The 18,244-nt window shown below is 55.4% G+C and carries 19 protein-coding genes; 5 read left to right on the forward strand and 14 right to left on the reverse strand.

The window, feature by feature from the left end:
• Nucleotides 1–53: 53 nt before the first annotated feature.
• Both OSH09_RS04585 and OSH09_RS04590 read left to right on the forward strand, forming a co-directional pair.
• On the forward strand, nt 54–998 hold the full coding sequence (locus OSH09_RS04585) for an ABC transporter ATP-binding protein (RefSeq protein WP_266120301.1): 945 nt from the start codon (nt 54–56) through the stop codon (nt 996–998).
• Nucleotides 995–1,756 carry an ABC transporter permease gene (locus tag OSH09_RS04590; protein ID WP_222667235.1) on the forward strand — a complete coding sequence of 254 codons (762 nt, stop codon included), beginning with the start codon at nt 995–997 and terminating at the stop codon, nt 1,754–1,756. Before OSH09_RS04585 ends, OSH09_RS04590 begins: the two co-directional genes overlap by 4 nt.
• Before the next feature lie 87 nt (nt 1,757–1,843).
• On the opposite strand, the gene OSH09_RS04595 is transcribed toward OSH09_RS04590, so the two are convergent.
• The 3 genes from OSH09_RS04595 to OSH09_RS04605 form a co-directional block, all read right to left on the reverse strand.
• Nucleotides 1,844–2,362, reverse strand: a complete 519-nt coding sequence (locus OSH09_RS04595) for a GNAT family N-acetyltransferase (protein WP_376912118.1) — start codon at nt 2,360–2,362, stop codon at nt 1,844–1,846.
• 48 nt (nt 2,363–2,410) lie between these two features.
• Complete coding sequence (locus OSH09_RS04600) at nt 2,411–2,896, reverse strand: YajQ family cyclic di-GMP-binding protein (RefSeq protein ID WP_108727566.1); 486 nt, start codon at nt 2,894–2,896, stop codon at nt 2,411–2,413.
• Nucleotides 2,897–2,970: 74 nt separating this feature from the next.
• Nucleotides 2,971–4,623: an acyl-CoA synthetase gene (locus OSH09_RS04605; protein WP_207874976.1), complete on the reverse strand. Its 1,653-nt coding sequence runs from the start codon at nt 4,621–4,623 to the stop codon at nt 2,971–2,973.
• A gap of 199 nt (nt 4,624–4,822) precedes the next feature.
• On the opposite strand from OSH09_RS04605, the gene crcB reads away from it, so the two are divergent.
• Both crcB and OSH09_RS04615 read left to right on the forward strand, forming a co-directional pair.
• Nucleotides 4,823–5,209 carry a fluoride efflux transporter CrcB gene (gene crcB / locus OSH09_RS04610; protein ID WP_207874977.1) on the forward strand — a complete coding sequence of 129 codons (387 nt, stop codon included), beginning with the start codon at nt 4,823–4,825 and terminating at the stop codon, nt 5,207–5,209.
• Nucleotides 5,206–5,958: a glutamine amidotransferase gene (locus OSH09_RS04615; RefSeq protein ID WP_266120302.1), complete on the forward strand. Its 753-nt coding sequence runs from the start codon at nt 5,206–5,208 to the stop codon at nt 5,956–5,958. Before crcB ends, OSH09_RS04615 begins: the two co-directional genes overlap by 4 nt.
• On the opposite strand, the gene OSH09_RS04620 is transcribed toward OSH09_RS04615, so the two are convergent.
• Nucleotides 5,907–6,734, reverse strand: a complete 828-nt coding sequence (locus OSH09_RS04620) for an AraC family transcriptional regulator (protein ID WP_266120303.1) — start codon at nt 6,732–6,734, stop codon at nt 5,907–5,909. The two genes, OSH09_RS04615 and OSH09_RS04620, sit on opposite strands and share 52 nt — an antisense overlap.
• An 85-nt stretch (nt 6,735–6,819) precedes the next feature.
• Between OSH09_RS04620 and OSH09_RS04625 the strand changes: the two genes are divergently transcribed.
• A complete protein-coding gene (locus OSH09_RS04625) occupies nt 6,820–7,824 on the forward strand; it encodes a bile acid:sodium symporter family protein (RefSeq protein ID WP_207875739.1) in 1,005 nt (334 codons plus the stop codon).
• Between the two features lie 149 nt (nt 7,825–7,973).
• On the opposite strand, the gene OSH09_RS04630 is transcribed toward OSH09_RS04625, so the two are convergent.
• From OSH09_RS04630 to leuD, 10 genes are all read right to left on the reverse strand, one after another.
• Entirely contained in the window at nt 7,974–8,456 is a 483-nt protein-coding gene (locus tag OSH09_RS04630) for an urea amidohydrolase (protein ID WP_243430278.1), read from the reverse strand.
• Between the two features lie 422 nt (nt 8,457–8,878).
• A complete protein-coding gene (locus tag OSH09_RS04635) occupies nt 8,879–9,694 on the reverse strand; it encodes a TlpA disulfide reductase family protein (protein ID WP_266120304.1) in 816 nt (271 codons plus the stop codon).
• 92 nt (nt 9,695–9,786) lie between these two features.
• A complete protein-coding gene (locus OSH09_RS04640; RefSeq protein ID WP_266120305.1) occupies nt 9,787–10,455 on the reverse strand; it encodes a phosphoribosylanthranilate isomerase in 669 nt (222 codons plus the stop codon).
• Between the two features lie 59 nt (nt 10,456–10,514).
• Nucleotides 10,515–12,188, reverse strand: a complete 1,674-nt coding sequence (locus tag OSH09_RS04645) for a TRAP transporter large permease (RefSeq protein ID WP_266120306.1) — start codon at nt 12,186–12,188, stop codon at nt 10,515–10,517.
• Nucleotides 12,189–12,190: 2 nt separating this feature from the next.
• A complete protein-coding gene (locus OSH09_RS04650) occupies nt 12,191–12,808 on the reverse strand; it encodes a TRAP transporter small permease subunit (protein WP_266120307.1) in 618 nt (205 codons plus the stop codon).
• 185 nt (nt 12,809–12,993) lie between these two features.
• Nucleotides 12,994–13,809, reverse strand: coding sequence for a tRNA pseudouridine(38-40) synthase TruA (gene truA / locus OSH09_RS04655; RefSeq protein WP_266120308.1), 816 nt, complete (start codon nt 13,807–13,809; stop codon nt 12,994–12,996).
• Nucleotides 13,810–13,821: 12 nt separating this feature from the next.
• Nucleotides 13,822–15,228: a type IV pilus assembly protein FimV gene (locus OSH09_RS04660; protein WP_266120309.1), complete on the reverse strand. Its 1,407-nt coding sequence runs from the start codon at nt 15,226–15,228 to the stop codon at nt 13,822–13,824.
• Between the two features lie 2 nt (nt 15,229–15,230).
• Nucleotides 15,231–16,355 (reverse strand): aspartate-semialdehyde dehydrogenase, encoded by a 1,125-nt coding sequence (asd, locus tag OSH09_RS04665; protein ID WP_207874986.1) that lies wholly within the window; start codon nt 16,353–16,355, stop codon nt 15,231–15,233.
• 45 nt (nt 16,356–16,400) lie between these two features.
• A complete protein-coding gene (gene leuB, locus OSH09_RS04670; RefSeq protein WP_266120310.1) occupies nt 16,401–17,477 on the reverse strand; it encodes a 3-isopropylmalate dehydrogenase in 1,077 nt (358 codons plus the stop codon).
• Between the two features lie 119 nt (nt 17,478–17,596).
• Nucleotides 17,597–18,241, reverse strand: a complete 645-nt coding sequence (gene leuD / locus OSH09_RS04675) for a 3-isopropylmalate dehydratase small subunit (protein ID WP_207874987.1) — start codon at nt 18,239–18,241, stop codon at nt 17,597–17,599.
• Between the last annotated feature and the right edge of the window lie 3 nt (nt 18,242–18,244).

Genomic DNA, 18,244 nt, shown 5'->3' on the forward strand with positions numbered 1-18,244 from the left:
CCATTGCGTTATTCAAACCCTGTCGGCACAGCAAAAGGGTCATTTTACTGTCTATGCAGAACACTCCTGATTCCCACGCTATTTTGCGTGTTCGAGACCTGAGCAAGCAATACGCAAATGGTCATCATGCCCTGCACTCTTTGGACCTGGATATTCGGCGAGGCGAGATTTTTGCCTTGCTCGGCTCCAATGGTGCAGGCAAAACCACACTGATCAGCATTATCTGCGGGCTGGTCAATCGCAGCAGCGGCACGGTGCTGGTGGACGGCGCCGACAACGTCGCCGACTACAAGCGCGCCCGCCAGAAAATTGGCCTGGTTCCGCAGGAGCTCAGCGCAGATTCGTTTGAAACGGTCTGGAATACCGTCAACTTCAGCCGCGGCCTGTTTGGCAAAGCCCCAAACCCGGCGCTGATCGAGCAAATCCTGAAAGACCTGTCACTTTGGGATAAAAAAGACAGCCCCTTGATTACGCTCTCGGGCGGCATGAAACGCCGCGTGCTGATTGCCAAGGCGCTCTCGCACGAGCCGGAAATCCTGTTTCTGGACGAGCCTACCGCTGGCGTAGACGTCGCCTTGCGGCAAGGCATGTGGGCCTTGGTCAAAAGGCTGCGCAGCCAGGGCGTCACAATTATTTTGACCACGCACTATATAGAAGAAGCGCAGGAAATGGCCGACCGCATTGGCTTTATCAATAAAGGTTCGCTGCAATTGGTGGAAACCAAAGACAATCTGATGCGTCGCCTGGGCGGCAAGACCTTGAATCTGAGTCTGGCTGAACCCTTGGGCACCCTGCCCGCCTCGCTGAACGAGCTGGGGCTGCAAACCACAGCTGACGGGATGAGCCTGCTCTATCCCCTGACCCAGCGTGAACAGGAACATGATTTAAGCGCTTTGCTGGCCGCAATCGGTCAGGCAGGTTTGACGATTACCGACATCCATACCCGCGAGCGCAGTCTGGAAGATATTTATGTTGAATTTGTAGGGGCACAGTCATGAACTGGTACGCCATCCTGGCCATTTACCGCTACGAAATGTCGCGCACGCGTCGCACCCTGCTGCAAAGCATTGTCGCCCCCGTGATTTCCACGGCCTTGTACTTTGTGGTGTTCGGGGCGGCCATAGGCCATCGCATCAATGAAATCGGGGGGGTGCCCTACGGTGCCTTCATCGTACCTGGGCTGACCATGTTGTCGGTGCTGACCCATAGCGTCTCCAATGCGGCCTTCGGGATTTACTTTCCGCGCTTTACCCGCAATATCTACGAGATTCTATCTGCCCCTATTTCGCACTTTGAGGTGACTTTGGCCTTTGTCGGGGCCGCGGCTACGAAATCCCTGTTTTTAGCAGCCATCATTCTGGTGACAGCACGGCTGTTTGTGCCCTACGAAATTGCGCACCCCATCTGGATGCTGTGTTTTCTGGCACTGACTGCGCTGACCTTCAGCCTCTTGGGCTTCATTATCGGTATCTGGGCCGATAACTTTGAAAAGCTGCAATTCGTGCCCATGCTGATTCTGACGCCACTGACCTTTTTGGGTGGCACTTTCTATTCCATCGATATGCTGCCCGAGTTCTGGCAAAAACTGACCTTGCTGAACCCGGTGCTGTATCTGATCAGCGGGTTTCGCTGGAGCTTTTTTGATCTTGGCGATGTGAATGTGTGGCTAAGCCTGGGCATGACTCTGCTATTTTTAAGCGTGTTTCTTGCCGTGGCGGGTTGGATCTTCAAAACGGGTTATAGATTGCGCCCGTAAGTAAAAAAGCCGGGATATTCCCGGCTTTTTTTGGTGACTCGAACTGCAGACGAAAGAGCTGAAGCTTGGCTGTCCGGTAAGGGCAACTCAATCAGGACGCACCGCGCAATCCATGAAACTGGCTTGCTCACCATACTGACGCAGCTTGGCTTCCAGCACGGGTGCAGGTACGCCTTCAATCGGCTTGTAACCCAAGCGCTGCCAATAACCCACTGCCGGGCCTAAAGACACCAGACTGCAACGGCGCAAACCGCGCTGCCAGGCATAGCGGCGACCAGCTTGCAACAAGGCTCCGGCCACACCACGCCCTTGCGCACGGCGCATGACCGCGCAGTCATGAATAAACCATTGGTCCGCAGGCGAAGGCAGGCTGTTCAGGGCATCGCCCAAAGACGGCGGCAAGAGCCCCGCCCAAGGATAGGACACCAAATAACCTTGCAATTGATTGTCGGCATCACGTGCCACCCAGCAGCTATCAGGCGCCAGATCCAGGCGGTTCTGATAAAAGCTGCGGTCCTCCAGAATATCTGCGTCGTACACATCGGCCTGGACTTCCAGTACCTGGCCCAGATCGTGCAAACGCATTAATTCAATTCGTAAATTCATAGCAGATACACGGCAGCGTCACGCCGCCACCGTGCCGTTTCACTCGGTTTAGTCGCGGAAGTTGTCGTACTGCAAAGGCAGTTCCACTTCGGTCTGTTTCAACAGAGCGATGGCAGCCTGCAAGTCATCCCGTTTCTTGCCAGTTACGCGCAGTTTTTCGCCTTGAATCTGCGTATCCACTTTCAGCTTGGCGTTCTTGATGGCGGCAATCAGTTTCTTGGACGTAGGCTGGTCCAGACCCTGACGCACTTTCACCTTTTGACGCGCACCGGCCACATTTTCCAACACCTTCTCGGTGTCCAGGCAGCGCACATCAATACCGCGAGCCGCAATACGGCCACGCAGAATCTGCATCATCTGCTCCAACTGGAACACGCTGGGAGCCGATTGCAAAATGGTGTTTTCATCCTCAAGTTCAAATTTGGCATCCGTACCTTTGAAGTCAAAACGGGTAGCCAGCTCGCGGCTGGCTTGTTCGACTGCATTACGCAGTTCGTGAGTGTTGACCTCGGATACAACGTCAAAAGATGGCATTCCTAACCGTCCTGTACCTTAAGTGCAGACAGGCCGCCTAAAGCGACCTGTGTGCTTTTTAGAAAACGCTACGTTCAGTCCGAAGCGGCTTGCTTGGCCTGCTGACGCAGTGCGAATTTCTGTATTTTACCTGTTGCCGTTTTCGGCAACTCCATAAAACTGAAATGTCGCGGTATTTTAAAGCCAGCCAGGTACTGTCGGCAATGTGCCCGCAGTTCCTCGACCGTGACTTCCGCACCGGGACGCAGTTCCACATAAACATGGGGAGCCTCGCCCCAACGCTCGTCAGGCTGAGCCACCACAGCGGCAGCTTGCACGGCCGGATGGCGATACATGACGTCCTCAATCTCGATAGAGGAGATGTTCTCGCCCCCGGAAATAATGATGTCCTTGCTGCGATCCTTGATGCGCACATAACCGTCTGGCTCGCACACGGCCAGATCACCTGTGTGGAACCAGCCGCCACCCAGAGATTCTTCTGTAGCCTTGGCGTTCTTCAGGTAGCCCTTCATGGTGATGTTGCCACGGAACATGATCTCGCCCATGGTCTCACCGTCTGCTGGAACAGGTTCCATCGTGTGCGGGTCCAGAACCTGTACGCCCCCTTGCAGGTGGTAGCGCACCCCTTGGCGCGCATTGCGCTTGGCACGCTCCTGAATATCCAGCTCGCCCCACGGGGCATGCTGCGCACAGACCGAAGCGGGGCCATAGGTTTCTGTCAGGCCGTAAACGTGGGTCAGTGCAAAGCCCATGCGCTCCATGCCTTCGATCATCGTAGCCGGTGGTGCAGCGCCTGCCACCATGGCCGATACGCCCTTGGGCAGACGGGACTTCAAGGCTTCGTCAGAATTGACCAGCAGGGAATGCACGATAGGCGCGCCACAGTAGTGGGTGACGCCGTAATCGACCATATTGTCCACCATGGCCTGCGCTTCCACCTTGCGCAAACAGACGTTTACGCCCGCACGAGCGGCGACCACCCACGGGAACGTCCAGCCATTGCAATGAAACATGGGCAGGGTCCACAGATAGACCGCATGCTTGGGCATGTCCCATTCCAGGACGTTGGACAAGGCACCCAGATACGCGCCACGGTGGTGATAGACCACACCTTTGGGTTTGCCGGTTGTGCCGCTGGTGTAGTTCAGGGCAATGGCATCCCATTCATTGGCAGGCAATTGCCAGTCGTAATCGGGGTCACCACCATCTACAAATTCTTCATACGTCTGCGAACCAACGCGCTCCGAGCCCGTGTCGAAGTAGGTATCGACCACGTCGATCACCAGAATAGGTTCTTTACTTTCGCGCAGGCTCAGCGCCTCTTTCATGACGGCGGCAAACTCGCTATCCACCAGCACGGCACGGGCTTCGCCGTGATCGAGCATATAGGCAATGGTGCTGGCATCCAGACGGGTATTCAAGGTGTTCAGCACGGCACCGCACATGGGCACGCCAAAGTGCGCCTGCACCATGGGAGGGGTATTGGGCAGCATCACGGCCACGGTATCGCCTTTGCCCACGCCTGCCTTGGACAGCGCACTGCCCAATTGGCGGGTACGGGCATAAAGCTGCGACCAGCTCATCTTGATGCCGTCTTGGGCGGGCCCGTAAACCAGAGCCGGGTAGTCAGGGTAGACAAAAGCACTGCGCTCGATGAAATCCAGCGGGGACAAAACACGATAATTGGCGTCTGTCTGGGGCAAATCCTGATCGTAAATACTCACCACAAAGTCTCCAAAAAAGGGCGGGCTAACCGAAATTCACGGCGGTCCGTCTGATAATTGCGCTCTTACATTAGCTGGCTACCGAGCTTTGGGCAAGGTCGCCTTTTCAGCTACAGAGGCGCATAATGACACGCTATCTAAGGTATATATCGCGACCGGCTGACTGCTCGCTGACAGTTTGCCCCCTACCTGAAGGCCCTCCATGCCCGTAGCCATGCTGTATATCGCCGCCGGTGGCGCCCTGGGCGCACTGGCGCGTTGGTTTTTAAGTCAGGCCTTGAATGCCCTGTTCCCTACCCTGCCCCCTGGTACTTTGCTGGCTAACTTGATTGGCGGCTATTTAATGGGTATCGCCATGGCCTATTTCAGCGGTCTGGGCCTGGGTCACGAAGGCTGGCGCATGTTTGTGATGACGGGCTTTCTGGGCGGCCTGACCACCTTTTCTACCTTCTCCGCCGAAATCATGACCTTGATGATGCAGCAGCGTTATCTCTGGGCCATGGGCGGTATTGCTATCCACGTTGTCGGCTCTCTGCTGATGCTGGGTCTGGGTATGGCGACGTGGAGTCTTTTGCGGGGACAAGCATGATGGACGTGCATTTTCTTCAAGCCGGTTCTCCTCCCCCGGATGTCGAACAGCGTTTTGGAAATCAGAACGCCTGGTTCAAGCGGGCCTTGCAGCCCTTGGATGTGAATGTCCATACTTGGCGCGTACATCAGGACAAGGCCTTGCCACCACCTGACTGCCCCGACCCGATTGTGATTAGCGGTTCCTGGAGCATGGTCACCGACCGGCTGGACTGGAGCGAGAATCTGGCCGCCTGGATTCGGGAACGCTATCAGACCCAAATGCCTTTATTGGGTATTTGCTATGGGCATCAACTCATGGCCTATGCCCTGGGCGGGCATGTGGACTACCACCCCAAAGGGGCTGAAGTCGGGTATTTGCCCATTCACTTGGCCGAGCAAGCCCATGAGCATGATCTGCTGGCCAATCTGCCCATGCAGTTCCCTGCCCTGCTCACGCACCAGCAAAGCGTGCTGAGCTTGCCAGATCATGTTGAAATCCTGGGTAGTTCAACGCACGACCCGCATCAGATCCTGCGCTATGGCCCCTCGCAATGGTCAATCCAGTTTCACCCCGAATTCTTTGCGGGCCTGCTGCGTTATTGCGTGCTGCGTAAAGCGGAACACTGGAGGGCCCAGGGCATTGATCCTCAAACGCTGGCTGATCCTATTCAAGACACGCCCGACGCCCACCGTCTGCTCTGCAATTTTGTGCAGACTTATTCATCCAGCGGGCCCAATGGACGGCGAAAAAACTCGCCAGGCGTTTGACCCATCAAATCCCGAAAAGCGGCTACAAAGGCCGACATGCTTTCATAGCCACAGGCCAGCGCCACATCCGTCACACGCTCTTGCCGCTCCAGCAAGGGCAAGGCGCTCATGACTCGCAGGCGCTGACGCCACACACGGAACGTCAGCCCGGTTTGCTGGCGAAACAGACGGCTCAAGGTCTTTTCTGACAAGCCCTGCTGCTCTGCCAAATCCTGCAAACTCCAATCCCCGGCGGGGTACGCCTGCAATTGCTCGCACACGTGCAATAGGCGTGGGTCCGAAGGCCAGGGCAGAATCAGGCCGCTTTCAGGTGCCGCCAAGAGCCGATCCAGCAAGACCTGCACCAGACGGCCTTGTGCACCCTCACTCTCGTACAGCACGGGCAACAGGCTGAATTCACGAATCAGCTCGCGCAACAAGCGGTCCACCACAACCACCCGACACACTTCGGGCGCGGCAGGCAAAGCGCTGACATCAATATAAAGACTACGAATCTGGGCATCCGGTGAGCTACGTACCCCATGTTCGACGCCCGCAGGCACCCACACCGCCTGCTGAGGCGGCGCCATGAAGCGCCCACTGGCGGTGCGAACTTCAATCACTCCCGTCAGCGCATAAGAGAACTGCACCCAAGGATGTCGATGCGGGCGTGCAATCGCCTGATTGGGCAAGGTGCGTTCCTGACCATATAAAGGTCGTGGCAGATAACGCAGTTGCCGCAAACTCTCTGGAATGTGCTCCGCAGGCATCAGAATGTCCGTTTGTCGATAATCCATATCCGTTTAGCGATAAACCCCCAAAAAGGTCTACGGTAAAGTGAGGCCTTTCTTAACGCAAGCCTTTCAAGCCTTTAACAAACCCATGCTCTCTCAACTGCGACTGCTTTTTGACAACTTCACCCTGATCCTGATCAGCGTTGTGGCTCTAGCAAGTTTCTTTCCCGCCTACGGCCAAGGCGCGGTGATCTTTGATGTGATCACCGGCCTGGCCATTGCCCTGCTGTTCTTCATGCACGGCGCCAAGCTGTCCCGTGAAGCCATCATCGCCGGGGCCACCCACTGGCGTTTGCACCTGCTGGTCTTTGGCTGCACCTTTGTGATGTTCCCGCTGCTGGGTCTGCTGTCCAAGCCCCTCTTGTTGCCTTTGCTGGGCATGCCTTTGTTTATTGGCATTCTGTACATGTGTGCCCTGCCCGGCACGGTGCAGTCGGCCATTGCCTTTACCTCGATTGCTCGTGGTAATGTCCCCGCCGCCATTTGCAGCGCCTCGGCCTCCAGCCTGATCGGTATTGTGCTCACCCCCGTCTTGCTCAAGCTGCTGCTGGATGCGGACGGTGGCTCGGCCACCTCCACCCTGGAAGCAATCAAAAAGATCAGCCTGCAGTTGTTGCTGCCTTTTGTGGTCGGCCACTTGATGCGCCCGCTGATTGGCAAATGGATGGATCGCAACCGCAAATGGCTGCGTAGCGTGGACCAGTCCTCTATTTTGCTGGTGGTCTACACCGCCTTCAGTGCCTCGGTCATCGGCGGTCTGTGGCAAGCCGTTCCACCCAAATCTCTGGCTATTTTGACGGTCGTCTGCATCGTCTTGCTGGCCATCATCCTGTTCCTGACAACCTGGCTGGCTCGCAAACTGGGCTTCAACAAAGAAGACGAAATTACGATTGTCTTCGGTGGTTCCAAAAAGAGTCTGGCAACGGGTGTACCGATGGCGCAGGTACTGTTTACCGGTGCCGCCATTGGCCCGGCCCTGCTGCCCATCATGATTTTCCACCAGATTCAATTGATGGCCTGCGCCTTTATCGCCAATCGCTATGCGCAGCGCCCGGAAACCCCGGAAGAAAAAATCAGCCTGCAAAAGGCCTGATCGCAAGGCAAATGAAAAAGGCCCGGTTTACAGGAAACCGGGCCTTTTTTCTGATGGAGTACCAAAGCAAAACCAGCAGTTTGATTCGCTCCTGAAGGCAGCTTGTTAGTCAGTCTTCAAGAGCCTTTCAATGGCTGGTTTCAGCTTATTTACAAATCCGAGATGTATACAAAAATATTGGTGCCGTCGTACTTGAACGAGCCATCCGGATTCTTTTGATTCAGCACCTTGCGCAAATCCACGGGATGCAGCCACCCTGCCCCCAAGAGACCGCCATTGATCGCCCGGATCTCGGTGCCGCCAACGGCAATGGCTGCATGGAAAAACTGCATGCCAGTGACTCGACAAAAACCAATGGCTTTACCACCGGGCAAGGAGCTTTGCCCATCCCACTTCCTGCCTTTGGCGAAATTAAATAAAGGCAGCCAGTTCTGAGCGGATATGGACGTTAATTGTTCGTAAGTAATTTTGGCGTTATATAAATAACGCATATAAGCCGCAGCATCATAACAAACACCCTTCATATATGCCGTAATATCATCCGGCCCATGAATAAGGTGATTATCTGCGTAAATAATTCTATCGGGTGCTGAAAGTTTGGCGGTCTTCGTGCCTTTATCTGTCAAATTCATGGCTAAATCCTTATAAACAGATGAAAAACCTCGGCACATAGTAGCAATGAATATCGTTTTAAAACCTTTGAAAACCGCTATTTTGCGATTAAATTAAATAATCAAAACACAGGAGAGCACCTAATTAATAAAAAAATAAAAATAATTAAATTAATTATTAAAAAACCATTAACAGACTTATTAATCACAAATTAACAAGCCATACATTCTTAACAAGCGTCCGCATAAAATCCCAAGCTCGACAACAGCCCAAACGAAAAGAGCGCTGAAGCAGCTCCTGCTCCAACGCCCTACTCCATACGCTACAAATAAGGCCATACCGTCACACGGGGCGGCGGACCCGAGTATCAAGCCCTGGCTACACCAGCCCTATGCTCCTGGCTTGCATCGTCACAGTCTCGCTGACGCCAAACCCAATTTCCTTACTGCAACTTGTTGATCTTGTCATTCAAGGTCGCTGCCGATAGCTCCCCGGCCCGCACGTCCACCAAGCGACCTTGCTCGTCCAGAAACAGAGTCGTAGGCAAACCTCGGCTGCGCACAGCCTGGCCCAACTTCATTTGCGGGTCGCGCCACATATTGCCCAGCTCCAGATTTTCCTCGTTCAGGTATTGCTGAATCACCTTCAGTTCCTCACCCTGATTGGCGAACACAATATTCACATCGGAGCGGCTGGACTGGACTTGCTTGAAAGCGGGCATTTCACGGCGGCACGGTGGGCACCAACTCGCCCACAGGTTCACAACCGTAACCTTACCCTTGTAGAGATCCAGATTGTCAGGTGCGCTGAACTGCGCCTCCATGGGGATCAAATCAATTTCTGGCAAAGGCATGGCCGTTTCCACGCCCCCTCTGCCCGTCGCCACCATGATGAGCGAAAACGCGGCCACCCCCACCGCCAAACCACCCGCCGCGGCAGGCAACACCGCCTTGTCACGCAGCACACGCCACAAGACATAGAACCAGCCTGCTGTGACGGCCGCCGGAATCATCAGACCGCCGTCGCGCAGGTCCAGCCAGCTTAAAGGTTCACTCTGGTAAAACTCCCACTGCTGGATCAGGAAACCCAGACGGCCCACTACCACACCCAAAACAATGGCGCGCCATAGCACCGATTCAGCACGGGTTTGCTTGCGTCGATCCAGCCAGGCGGCCAGAAACAGCCCCAGTAATGCCGCGACCATAAACGCAAACAAAGGCGTGGCAAAGGTAAAGGGACCAAGCTGTATGCTTTGCATAAACATAAATCCTGACAAGACCAAATAAAAAGAAACCCGCCAAAAGCGGGTCGGGCCAATACCAACAGACAGCTTGAATGCTGAAAGATTCCCTAGCTCAGGGAAACACTGCTCAATACCTGCATGAATTGGCCCATTTTCGTATGGCATTTGATGCCAGGTTCCAGCTCTACACCACTGCTGACATCAATCGCATAAGGTCGGTGCAAAGCGACCCGCTCCGCCACATTGTCGATACGCATGCCCCCAGCTAGGACCAATGGAGGCAAACCATCCTGACCTTCCAGGCGAGCTTGCAGGCCCTGGATCAATTCCGGATCAAAAGCGGTACCCGTACCGCCATAGGCATCGTGATAACCATCCATCAGCCAGGCCCGTGCATCGCGGTACTTCAAACAATGCTCCAGCAAGCCTTCTACCGTATCCAGACCGGGTGCACCCACACGAAAGGCCTTAATGTAAGGATGCGCATACTGACGGCATTCTTCAGGGCTTTCCTCCCCGTGGAACTGCAATAAATCCGGCTGCACCTGTTCCAGAATTTCCTGCACAAATTCGGGCGACGCATTCACAAACAGACTAACTGCCTGCACAAACGCGGGAACGCGAGCCCGCAGAGCCGCGGCCTGTTCGGTGCTAAGCATGCGGGCGCTTTTGGGATAGAACACAAAGCCCACCGCGTCCGCACCTAATTGCACGGCAGCATCAATATCCTGCGCTCGGGTAAAGCCACAAATCTTGACTCGGGTACGGCTGAACATCACATATCCTTGAATAAAAAACGGGGGCTTGATGCCCCCGTGTGAATCATAAACCGACTTTATTGGAAACTGCTGGCGGCGTCATCCGTTCCAAATCCATAGCTGTCAGAACCATAGGTCGATTCTGTGCCGAACTGGATTTGAGAATCCTCCAAGAGGACTTCGCCATGCTTGTAGTGCGTGACCAATCCGGGGAAGACCAGCACCGCCGCCACCATCAACAACTGAATGATAATGAATGGCACCGAGCCCCAGTAAATATCCGTTGTAGCCACCCGCTTGATGCGCTCGCCCGTCACCTTGTCGGTGTAGTCCTCTTTCGGGGCTACAGAGCGCAGGAAGAACAGGGCAAAGCCAAACGGCGGGTGCATGAAGGAGGTCTGCATATTGACCGCCAGCAAGACACCGAACCAGATCAGGTCAATCCCCATCTTGTCGGCAATCGGTCCCAGCAGCGGCACAATAATAAAGGCCAGCTCAAAGAAGTCCAGGAAGAAAGCCAGCAGGAAGGTCAGAATGCTGACGATGATCAGGAAGCCCCATTCACCGCCCGGCATGTCGATCAGCAGGTGCTCCACCCACAGGTCGCCATTGATGCCACGGAAGCTCAAGCTGAAGACCGTCGAACCCACCAGAATGAAGACCACAAAGCAGGACAAGCGCGTGGTCGACTCCATGGCCTGACGCAGCAGCTTCCAGGACAGACGGCCACGCGACACGGCCATGATGATGGCACCAACAGCCCCCATCGCCCCACCTTCAGTTGGCGTAGCTACACCAATAAAGATCGTGCCCAGCACCAGGAAGATCAGGAACAGCGGCGGCACCATGACAAACACCACGCGCTCGGCAATCTTGGACAACATCTTCAGCTTGAGCAGCTTGTTGATCAGTGCGATCACCCAGGCCGTCACCCCCCACAGCAAGAGCACCACCACCACGTGCTCATCCATAGGGATATTGGGGTGCGTGGCAAAGTAATGCTGCGAACCGAAGTACGCTACTGCGGTTGCCACCAGCGTCAAAACAACCAGCGAGGTCAAACCGCGACTGCCGTTTTCTTCAACGTAGACACGTGCCTCTGGCGGCAAGGCCGGTGCCGATTTAGGCTTGATGTAGGACATCACCACGATGTAAAGGATATACACCGCAGTCAACAGCAAGCCCGGCAACATCGCGCCACGGTACATATCACCGATGGAGCGACCCAGTTGGTCAGCCAGAATGATCAGCACGATAGACGGCGGAATAATCTGTGACAAGGTTCCGGAGGCCGCAATCACCCCTGTCGCCAGCCTTCGATCGTAGCCATAGCGCAGCATGATGGGCAGAGAAATCAGACCCATGGAAATAACGGAAGCCGACACCACCCCTGTCGTTGCAGCCAGCATGGCACCGACCAGCACCACCGCAATCGCCAGACCGCCACGCAAAGGGCCGAACAACTGACCAATGGTATCGAGCAAGTCCTCCGCCATCCCTGATCGCTCAAGAATAAGCCCCATCAGGGTAAAGAAGGGAACCGCCAACAAGGTGTCGTTCTCGACAATGCCAAACACGCGCTGCGGTAAAGCCTGGAACAAGGCAGGCTGCATCATGCCCAGCTCAATGGCGACCAGTCCATACAGGACGCCGATGGCGGACAGGGTAAACGTAACCGGGAAACCCAACAGCAAAAACACGATCAGGTTAATAAACATGATCGGGGCCAGATTATCAATCAGAAATTCCATTGTTACTGGCCCTTGGAAACAGAGGTTGCTACTTCATTTGCCTGGGCGATCTCGCGGATTTCCTGGGCAAGCTGTTCTTCGGCACTGAGACCACCCGAGGCCCGCAAAGGATTCGGGCAAGCGCCACGCAAAAAGCCTATGCATTTGATCAGGTGAGACACCCCCGCCAGGGCCAATAAGAAAAACCCGACAGGAATCAGTAACTTGACCGGCCAACGTATCATCCCCCCGGTATTGGAGGAGAGTTCGTTCAGCACATAGGATTGCTCAAAGAAAGGAATGGAGAGCCAGAATATAAGCAGCGTGGCTGGTAGAAGGAAAAAGATCACGCCGATAATATCGATCCAGACCTGTACCCGGGGCGGGAATCGTTCCGCCAGGGCATCCACCCGTACGTGCTCATTGACAAAGAAGGTGTAACCCGCTGCCAACAAGAAAATTGCACCGAACAAATACCACTGCAATTCAAGCCAGTAGTTCGAGCTGACGCCAAATACTTTGCGCACGATGGCGTTAATTGCACTGACCAACACCACGATCAGGGTTAGCCAGGTCACGGACTTACCAACGACCGTATTCAGACGGTCGATCAAACTAGACAATCGTAAGAAGAATTTCATGGCCTTGCTCAGGATATGGTCGCCCTCTGGATTCGCTTGTGGCTAATGCCCGAAGGTGGTCGGCCTTATACAGATAAGAATGTAATAAAGAAAATGGCCTCACATTTTATACGATTGAAGCATGTGAAGCCGGTTCGGATACCGGGGATAAACCCTTTAGAAACGGGCTAAATCATCATTTTTTTTCAGGCCGTTTCACCAAAGCGCAATCCGCTCAATTCATAGAGCAAATCGTAGGGATTACTGGTGGGGATACCAAACTGCTCGGGATAATCTACCCCGGCCAGATACAGGCCGCTGGCATCGAAGGTGGGAGCCGATAAACGGCGGTCCCGCTGCGCCAATAAATGCAGCACCCAGGATGGGGGCTGGCGTCCTTGCCCGATATAAATCAGCATGCCCATCAGATTACGAATCATGTGATGCAAAAAGGCATTAGCGCTGAAACGAAACAGGAAAAAATCGCCCTGCTGTTCAATGTGAATCTGCGACATGGTGCGCACCGGACTGGCCGCCTGGCATTGCGAGGAACGAAAAGCACTGAAGTCATGCTCGCCCACCAGATGCTGGGCAGCCTCTTGCATCAGGGCCAGATCCAGGGATCGATACACCCAGGCCACGCGTCCCTGCAACAAGGGGGAGCGCACCCGGTGCTGGCGCAACAGGTACACGTAGTGACGGCCCTGGGCCGAGAAGCGTGCGTGGAAGTCATCCGGCACCTCTTGCGCCCATTGCACCGCAATGGAATCTGGCAACAAGGCATTGAGGCCACGCACCCAGGACTCCAGGCTGCGTTCAGCAGCCGTGTCCAGGTGAACCACTTGATTTAAGGCATGAACGCCGGTGTCAGTGCGACCGGCGCAGATCGTAGAAACAGGCTGGGCCGTAAAACGGCCCAGTGCCTGCTCCAGAACATCTTGAACGGTGTTTCCACCGGCCTGACTTTGCCAACCCAGCCAGGATGTCCCTTCATAGCAGACACCCAGTGCGATACGTCTCATGGTGGGCTTGCCTTACTGACGTACAGGAGGCTCGTCCGAAGGCGGCTCATCCAGATCCAGATTGATTTTTTCCAGTTTTTCCCGGACCATCGCTTCGCTGACAGGCGCAGGAGAATCATCGCCATTGCGGTTTTCACTATTGGCACGACGCAAGACCCAGGTCACCAGGACCACGATCAACGCCAGTACCACGGCCATCACGGCCAACATATGTTCTTGAATCCAGGACACGGTCTTTTTTGCCTTGTTAACTGCACCGGCCATCTTGCCCTGTTCGGACTCGGAAGGCACGGTAATCGCTCCTGCCACGGCGGCAGAAGATGCGGCGCCCGAAGCGCCAGAATGGGTGTTGCTAGTCGCAGCGTCACTGCCCGAATCGCTCAGACCCAGCTCATTAGCCGAGTCCAGAACCAAATCCTTGGCGGCCTCGCCTTGGGACTGCAAGGCACGACCCAAAGTAGACACATTGTCTTCCAGTTGCGAGACGCGATCACCGGTCTCGCGCAACTCGTGTTGCAACTGCTGTTTGGCATCACGGGCCTCGGCCCCTGCCGACAGCAGCAAACGATCTTGACCCTGGCCTTGAGCACCCGACTCAACAGAGCCTGTTTGTGCCACCCCTTGGGACGCATCAGCCTGGTCCTGCCCTACCTGTGCGGCGGAGCGCAAGGCCTGAGCCTGATCCACATAGAAGCGACGAGCCTGAGCATCTTCAATCGACAACATAGTCGCCGCATCAGGCACTTGCAGTGTCTTGCCTGCTTTCAGGCGGTGCATATTCTGATCGATAAACGCATCAGGATTCTGCTTTTGTACCGCCATCATCCACTGATAGGAGCTGACACCGTCCACGGCATGGCGGCGAGCCAGCGCATGCAAGGTATCGCCCGATTTCACGCGTACTGCGCTTTGGGCCTGCACATTGGATGAAGAAGTCGAAGCCGAAACCTGTACCGATACAGGGGCCTGATGGCCTGCAGGTGCCTGGGTCGCTGCCTTCACGGCCACCGGGGCCGGAGCCAGAACGCTGACCTGATGCAGGAACTGCCCGCTATCACTTTGAATCTGCAAGAGCACATCGGCGACCGAGCCGGAGAACATCTGCTCGGAAGACAATCGAATGCGCCGTACTTGCCCCTGCCCGTCCCGATCCATCACGGCTTTCAACGAAGCCAGATCCACCGGAGGGGTCAAGCCAGCCTGTTGCCAGGCCGACAAGGGAGCCGGTGCCACTTTCAAGGACAGGCTTTCTTCAGGGCTGATCTGTCGAATACCCACATCCAGCTTGAAAACCTGATTCGGAGCGGACACCAAACGACTATGGCCGATTTCCAAAGCGGAAACCGGCGCGGCCGCCAGCATCCCGGCCACTAGCAGGGCCGAACCCAGCGTACGTACAGGATGCAGACGGCCAGCCATGATTAGAGCTCGCCCAAAGCGATGCGCAGCATGCGGCGCAGCGGTTCAGCCGCACCCCACAGCAACTGGTCGCCCACTGTGAAGGCGCTCAGGTACTCGGGGCCCATGTTCAGCTTGCGCAGACGGCCAACGGGGATATCCAACGTGCCGGTCACGGCAACAGGAGTCAGAGCCTGAACCGTTGCTTGACGCTCGTTAGGAATCACTTTGGCCCACTTGGAACCTTCAGCCAGGATGTCGGTGATCTCGTCCAGCGGAACATCACGCGTCATCTTGATGGTCAAAGCCTGGCTGTGGCAGCGCATGGCACCAATACGTACGCACAAACCGTCGATAGGAATGTGCTTGTCCTGTGCACCACGGCCCAGGATCTTGTTGGTTTCCACACCAGCTTTCCACTCTTCGCGCGTCATGCCATTGCCCAGATCGGAGTCGATCCAGGGAATCAGGCTGCCGCCCAGCGGTACGCCGAAGTTTTTCTGAGGCAAGTTAGGATCACGCTGTGTCTGCAAGACACCGCGGTCGATATCCAGAATGGCCGATGCCGGGTCGTCCAGCAGGCTGGAGACGGACTGGTTGATCAGACCGAACTGAGTCAGCAGTTCGCGCATGTGTTGTGCGCCACCGCCCGAAGCCGCCTGGTAGGTCATGCTGGTCATCCACTCAACCAGATTCTGGTTGAACAGACCGCCCAGACCCATCAGCATGCAGCTAACGGTACAGTTGCCACCGATGAACTGCTTGCCACCTTTGGCCAGTGCAGCATCAATAACAGGACGGTTGACCGGGTCCAGCACGATCACGGAGTTTTCGTCCATGCGCAGCGTGCTGGCCGCGTCAATCCACAAACCGTTCCAGCCAGCAGCACGCAGCTTGGGGTAGATCTGGCTTGTGTAATCCCCACCCTGGGCGGTCACAATAATTGGCAACTTTTTCAAAGCGTCAATATCGTGAGCATCCTGCAATGCGCCAGCACCATCAGCCCACGAAGGAGCTGCGCCGCCAGCATTGCTAGTCGAGAAAAACACCGGCTGAAAAAGGGAAAAATCGCCTTCGTCGCGCATGCGCTGCATGAGCACGGAGCCCACCATCCCACGCCAGCCGACCAAACCTACCGCTTGAGTCATGGTAATACCACCTGGATATATAAAAAAATAAAACGATAAAAGATACTATCGCAAAGCCTTGAGCACTGCATCCCCCATAGCACTGGTGCTCAGCAATTGGCAACCCTCTTCGTAGATATCGCCGGTACGCAGACCTTGTTCGAGCACGCTGGCAACCGCCGCTTCGATACGCTTGGCCTGGTCTTCTGCATTGAGCGAATAGCGCAGCAACATGGCAGCGGACAAAATAGTGGCCAAAGGATTGGCCTTGTCCTGACCGGCGATATCGGGTGCCGAGCCGTGGCTGGGTTCGTACAAACCTTGCTGGGATGCGTTCAGGGACGCCGAGGGCAACATACCAATGGAGCCCGTCAACATGGCTGCTTCATCCGATAGAATATCTCCAAACAGGTTGCCTGTGACAATCACGTCGAATTCTTTTGGTGCACGCACCAATTGCATGGCGGCATTGTCCACGTACATATGGCTCAATTCCACGTCCGGATATTCACGGGACACATCAATCATGATGTCGCGCCAGAACTGCGATGTTTCCAGCACATTGGACTTGTCCACGCTGCACAAGCGCTTTTGACGCTTTTGGGCAGCCTGGAAACCCACGTGGGCAATACGGCGCACTTCGCTTTCGGCGTAGTGCATGGTGTCAAAACCCTGACGCTCGCCCGCGAAATTACCCTCTTCCACGGTACGCACGCCACGCGGCTGACCGAAGTAGATATCGCCTGTCAGTTCACGCACGATCAGGATATCCAGACCGGACACGACTTCTGGTTTCAGGGTGGATGCGTTAGCCAATTGTGGGTACAGGATAGCGGGACGCAGGTTGGCGAACAGGCCCATGGCACGACGCAGGCCCAGAATGGCTTGCTCGGGGCGCAAGTGACGTTCCAGCGAGTCGTATTTCCAGTCGCCCACGGCGCCGAACAGCACAGCGTCGGAGCTTTGAGCCAGGCTCAGTGTTTCGGGTGGCAGGGGGTGACCGTGCAAATCATAAGCGGCACCGCCCACAGGAACCACGGTCATTTCCAGATCCATGCCCAGAGCGCCCAGCACGCGCTGAGCCTGTTCGGTAATCTCGGGACCGATGCCGTCACCGGGCAATACTGCAATTTTATGAGTCATGATGAATAGGACGTAAAAATTAGGGAGTAAGAGTGAAGAACTCCGGCCTGAAGGCCGGAGCATCTTGGCCGCCTAGAAAGGCAGCAACAGCGAGACTTCTACAAAACCTGCACCTGGGCTCAAGGTTGCCCAACCAGCCAGGGGTGGCGGGCCAGACGCTCGGCTTCGTACTGACGGATCATGTCCGCTTTCTGCAAGGTCAGACCAATTTCATCCAGACCATTCAAAAGGCTGTGTTTGCGCGAGGCATCAATCGTAAAGGACAACTCACGACCCTCAGGCGTGATTACGCGCTGCTCGGCCAGATCAATACGCAGCTTGTAGCCAGGGAAGGCTTTGACTTCGTCGAACAGACGGGCGATATCCAGCTCGTTCAGGACGATAGGCAACAAGCCGTTCTTGAAGCTGTTGTTGAAGAAAATATCGGCAAAGGACGGCGCGATAATGGCGCGAAAGCCAAATTGCATCAAAGCCCAGGGAGCGTGCTCACGGCTGGAGCCACAGCCAAAGTTCTTGCGGGCCAGCAGCACGGAAGCGCCCTGGTAGCGGTCCTGGTTCAACACGAAGTCCGGGTTCAGCGGGCGGCGGGAATTATCCATGCCGGGCTCACCGTGATCCAGATAGCGCAGTTCATCAAACAGATTAGGGCCAAAGCCGGTGCGCTTGATGGATTTGAGGAACTGCTTGGGGATGATCAAGTCCGTATCCACGTTCTCCCGATCCAAGGGAGCGACCAGACCTTCATGAGTAGTAAATGCTTGCATGGT

This window comes from Alcaligenes parafaecalis (genome assembly GCF_026344135.1).
Taxonomy (GTDB): Bacteria; Pseudomonadota; Gammaproteobacteria; order Burkholderiales; family Burkholderiaceae_B; genus Alcaligenes; species Alcaligenes parafaecalis.